Annotated in this window: 4 protein-coding genes; 2 read left to right on the forward strand and 2 right to left on the reverse strand. The window is 71.4% G+C overall.

Annotated elements, in window-relative coordinates:
* Both AC08OV_RS15085 and AC08OV_RS15090 read left to right on the forward strand, forming a co-directional pair.
* Positions 1 to 987 (forward strand): ATP-binding protein (locus AC08OV_RS15085; RefSeq protein WP_476619814.1); only part of this gene is annotated, 987 nt, incomplete at its 5' end.
* Between the two features lie 181 nt (positions 988 to 1,168).
* The gene (locus AC08OV_RS15090) at positions 1,169 to 1,726 is read left to right on the forward strand and encodes a flavoprotein (protein WP_476613076.1); all 558 of its coding nucleotides are present in this window, start codon (positions 1,169 to 1,171) and stop codon (positions 1,724 to 1,726) included.
* On the opposite strand, the gene AC08OV_RS15095 is transcribed toward AC08OV_RS15090, so the two are convergent.
* Positions 1,711 to 2,826: a baeRF2 domain-containing protein gene (locus tag AC08OV_RS15095; RefSeq protein WP_476613077.1), complete on the reverse strand. Its 1,116-nt coding sequence runs from the start codon at positions 2,824 to 2,826 to the stop codon at positions 1,711 to 1,713. The two genes, AC08OV_RS15090 and AC08OV_RS15095, sit on opposite strands and share 16 nt — an antisense overlap.
* Before the next feature lie 293 nt (positions 2,827 to 3,119).
* Positions 3,120 to 4,089, reverse strand: a 970-nt coding sequence (locus AC08OV_RS15100) for a serine/threonine-protein kinase (RefSeq protein ID WP_476619815.1), incomplete at its 5' end; no start/stop codon positions are given.

Genomic DNA, 4,089 nt, shown 5'->3' on the forward strand with positions numbered 1-4,089 from the left:
GGGCAGCCGGGTGAGGAGGCGTTCCTCAACCGCGGCTTCACCGCTACCGGGCAGGTACTCTACGACAAGCAGGTTCCCCTGCGCCCGGCGGACGTCTCCACCGTCGAGCGGTGGGGCGGCGCGCTGCTGAGCACCTCCGAGTGGTCCAACCTCGCCGGGATGGAGGAGGAGCGCGCGCTCATCGAGAAGCGGCTGCTGCTGCCGGTCCGGGAACGGGAGCTCGCCGAGGCATACGGAGTCGTCATCCCGACGGCGATGCTGCTGTTCGGGCCGCCCGGCACCGGCAAGACGTCCTTCGCCCGGGCGGTCGCCGCCCGGCTGGAATGGCCGTTCGTCGAGCTCCTGCCCTCACGGCTGGCCTCCGGCGGCAGTGGGCTCGCCGCCGAGCTGCGGTCAGCGATCAACGACCTCATGGGGGTCGAGCGGGTCGTCGTGTTCATTGACGAGGTCGACGAGATCGCCCAGTCACGCGAGACCCGGCCGGAGAACCAGTCCGTCGTCAACGAGCTGCTCAAGGCAATCCCGCAGTTCCGCGGGGTGCAGGGCCGGCTGCTGATCTGCGCGACCAACGCGGTCTCGGCGCTGGATCCCGCGTTCATCCGGCCCGGCCGGTTCGATCTCGTCCTCCCTGTCGGGCCGCCGGACGCCAAGGGGCGCCGGGTGCTGCTCGAAGGGCTGCTGGACCGGGTCGCGAACAAGGGGGACATCGATCTGGACGCCGTCGTCGCGGCCACCGATCTGTTCACGCCGGCCGATCTCTCGGCGGTCGTGCAGCGCTCCGCCGCCGCCGCCTTCCACCGGGCCGCCGACGGGGCGAAGGTCGGCGCCGGGGCGGGAGCGGAGAGCGGCGGGGGCGGCCACGGCCCGGTGGTAACCCCGTTGAGCACGCAGGACCTGCTGGATGCCGCCCGGCTGGCCCGGCCGACGATCAGTCTTACCGAGCTGGACCGCTTCCGTCGTGACGCGGAGGCCTTCACCCGGATCTGACCTGCCCCGCCCCGGCAGGGACGACCTGCACCGGATCCGGATCCGGATCCGGTGTTGATAACTTTGATTTTTCGGTATAGAAAAGCATTTCCTGACCCGAGGACGAGACGCGGCACGAGAGAGTGCTCGACGAGACGAAAACCGCAGCGATCTTCCAAAACGATCACAATGAGGTTTCGCCATGACCGACGGGAATCGCAATCTCTACGTAGTCGCCTGCGGTGGCGGGTACCCCGCCGGGGACCTTCCCGCCTTCGTCAAGCAGGTGCAGTCCGCCGGCTGGGACGTGCGGGTGGTCGCCACCCCGTCGTCTTTGCAGTTCATCGACGCCGACCTTCTCACCGACCTCACCGGTCACCGGGTGCGGTCCGAGTACGTGCTGGTGGAGGACGACAACGAGGAGCGGCCGGCACCCGACGCCGTCGTCGTCGCACCCGCCACCTTCAACACCGTCAACAAGTTCGCGGCGGGAATCGCCGACACCCTTGCCCTGAGCCTTCTCAACGAGACGATCGGCTCGGGCATCCCCGTCATCATCGCCGTGGCACCGAATCCTACGCACGCCAAGCACCCGGCGTTTGCCGCGAACATCTCGTCCCTGCGGTCGTGGGGGGTCCAGGTGATCTACAATCCGGAGGGAGTCTCGCTGGCGGACATCGACGGCATCGAGGAGTGGAAGGCACTGTTCCCCTGGCAGCAGATCATCGACGCGCTCGACGCAAGTCACGGGGACGGGTAGCGCAGCAGGGCACCGAGACCGTCGGCCGGTGCGCCGGGCAGATCGGCGGGCAGGACCCGCACGGCCGCGCCGGTGCCCCAGGCGGCCCGCACGGCCAGATCCGCCAATCGGCCGGCGGCCGGTGGTGACCCGGCCCGCCCGGCCCGGCGGGCCCGCCGGGCCAGCGCGCCCGGCTCGGTGGCGACGTCCGCGGGCTCCGGCCCGTACCAGGCGGCCCGGTCGTCGCCGGGATCGTCGACGACGAGCAGCGTGCCCACCTGAGCGCGGACGAGCGCGTCGAGCGTCGCGGGCACCCCGTCGACCGCCCGGCCGTGTGCGCGGTCCTCGGCGAAGCGGTCGAGCACGGCGCGGGTCCGGTCGCGAACCTCGGCCTCGACCAGCTCCCGCACCTCCCGGGAATGGAACCGGTCGCTCCGCCCGGGGTGGCGCCCCCCGTGTTCGAGCTGGTGGACCAGCGGGGTCACCCGGGGCGGCAGATGCTTGCGCAGCAGCTGCACGGCCCGGACGTCTCCCGCGAGAACCACCAGCGCGGCGTCCACCCGCTCGGTCAGCTCGGTCACCGCCTCGGCGACCTGCGCGGCGTTGTGATCCCACGAGTCCTCGGCACGATCCTGGTAGCGGCGCTGCGACCAGCCGCCGGGGGCATTGCGCTCGATCTCGTCGTCGGAGCCGACGACCTCACCGGCGAACCGCAGTCCGTCCCCGGCCACCCGCAGGTCGGCGCCCGTCCGGTCGGTGAGCACAACCACGCAGGGCACGCTGCTCTGCCGGTAGGCGAGCATCGGCAACGTACAGGGCAGCGAGCCCCAGACGGCCCGGTCCGCCACCTGCCGTCGCAGCCGATGACACCAGACGACCCTGCCATTCGCGGCGCACACCGCGAGAGCGGCGTTCTGCGGGCCGAGGGACGCCACGACCTCGTCCAACGCGCCCAGCGTCGCGCCATCCGCCCCGTCGGCGGCCAGGCTGTCGCGCAGGCGCCGCCACCGGACCGCCCGATCCGCCGCAATCCCGTCCATCTGATCGGACAGGCCCAGGTACAGCGTCGCGCACGGGCTCGGGACGGCGAACAACTCGTTGATCTCCGCATCTGGGATCACGGCACCGCGGCCTCCTGTTCTCCGCTCCCGCCGGTCGGCGAGCCGATCCTCCAGGGTCCAGGATGGGCACCGACCGGCCCTTCGGCCCGGCCCCTTCGGTCGCTCCCAGCCATACCCATCATCGGCGCGACGGACCGTCGGCCGCCCGCCAGGACTTCATCCGGGCGCGGCCGGTACATGTTGTTGCTGACGGCTCGAATCGGCCCGAGTTCGACTCTTCGCCGGCCTCGACCTGGTCAAGCCGGGCGAAAGCCGCGATTGAGCGCACCGTCAGCCCGGTCCTGTTCACCTGCCTAGTACAGGCCACGCCCGAGCTTATCGATGATCTTGTTCAGGTTCTGGAGTTCGCCTGAAGCGCCGGAGCCGTGGGTCGCCGCCAACGCATGGCGGAGGGCTTTGAAGGCGGCCAAAGCGGCTGCGGTCTGGCCGGTGGCGGCGAGCATGAAGGCGGCAGTGCGGCGCGCTTCCAGGAGGCGAAGGTGTTCTTCCTTCGCGGCGTCGGCGTTGTCGAGGTAGGCGCGGAGGCGGTCGAGGGCCTTCTCGGGGTCGCCGACGCGGGCGTAGGCGAGGCCGGCGTAGTAGGCGCAGCCGAGCACCCACGGGTCGCTGGGTTCGAAGCGGTAGCGCAGGTAGTCGGCGCGGACGGCGTCGTTGAGGGCGGCCGCCCGGGTGAACCTGTCGGCCAGGTAGAGCGTCTCGGCCAAGAAGCGGCGCAGTTCGAGACCGCGGGCGGGATCCTGCGCGCCGGCCGCGACGGCTGCCTCGAGCAGGTCGATGGCCTCCGCCGGCCTGTCTGCGTCGACGAGTGTCGCGACCTTGGCCAGCAGCTCGTCGACCGCCGCGTCGGACAGCTGCGCGGCGGCGGCCAGTCCCGGGCGGTCCAGCTGGATAGCCAGCGGTCCTGCCCCAGGCGGAGTACTGGCCACAGGTTTGCCTATGACGGCTATGCCGGGGCGTGGTGCGGGGACGCCACCGGCCGCCGCGACGGTCTGGCGCGGCACGACGAGCAGCGGGTTCCGGAACGGCCGCGTCGGATCGAGCCCGTCGGCGGAAGGCGTCGCGGGCGGGGCCGCGGCCCACGGGGCGAGGGCGTGGTAGGCATCCACTGCCGTGGGACGGGTCCGGATGTCCTTGGCGAGCATCGCGTTAACGAGCTCGGCCAGCTCGGTGGGCACGTCCGGCCGTAGCGAGGTGACCAGCGGCGGGTTGGCTTTGACGTGCAACTCGCGCAGCGACACACCGCTGCCGGTCACGTAGAAGACC

Source organism: Frankia sp. CeTa3Moorea (assembly GCF_978021225.1).

Excerpts from the sequence above, each read along its gene's own strand:
- AC08OV_RS15090 (WP_476613076.1), top strand. The coding sequence starts at position 1,169 with ATGACCGACGGGAATCGCAATCTCTACGTAGTCGCCTGCGGTGGCGGG.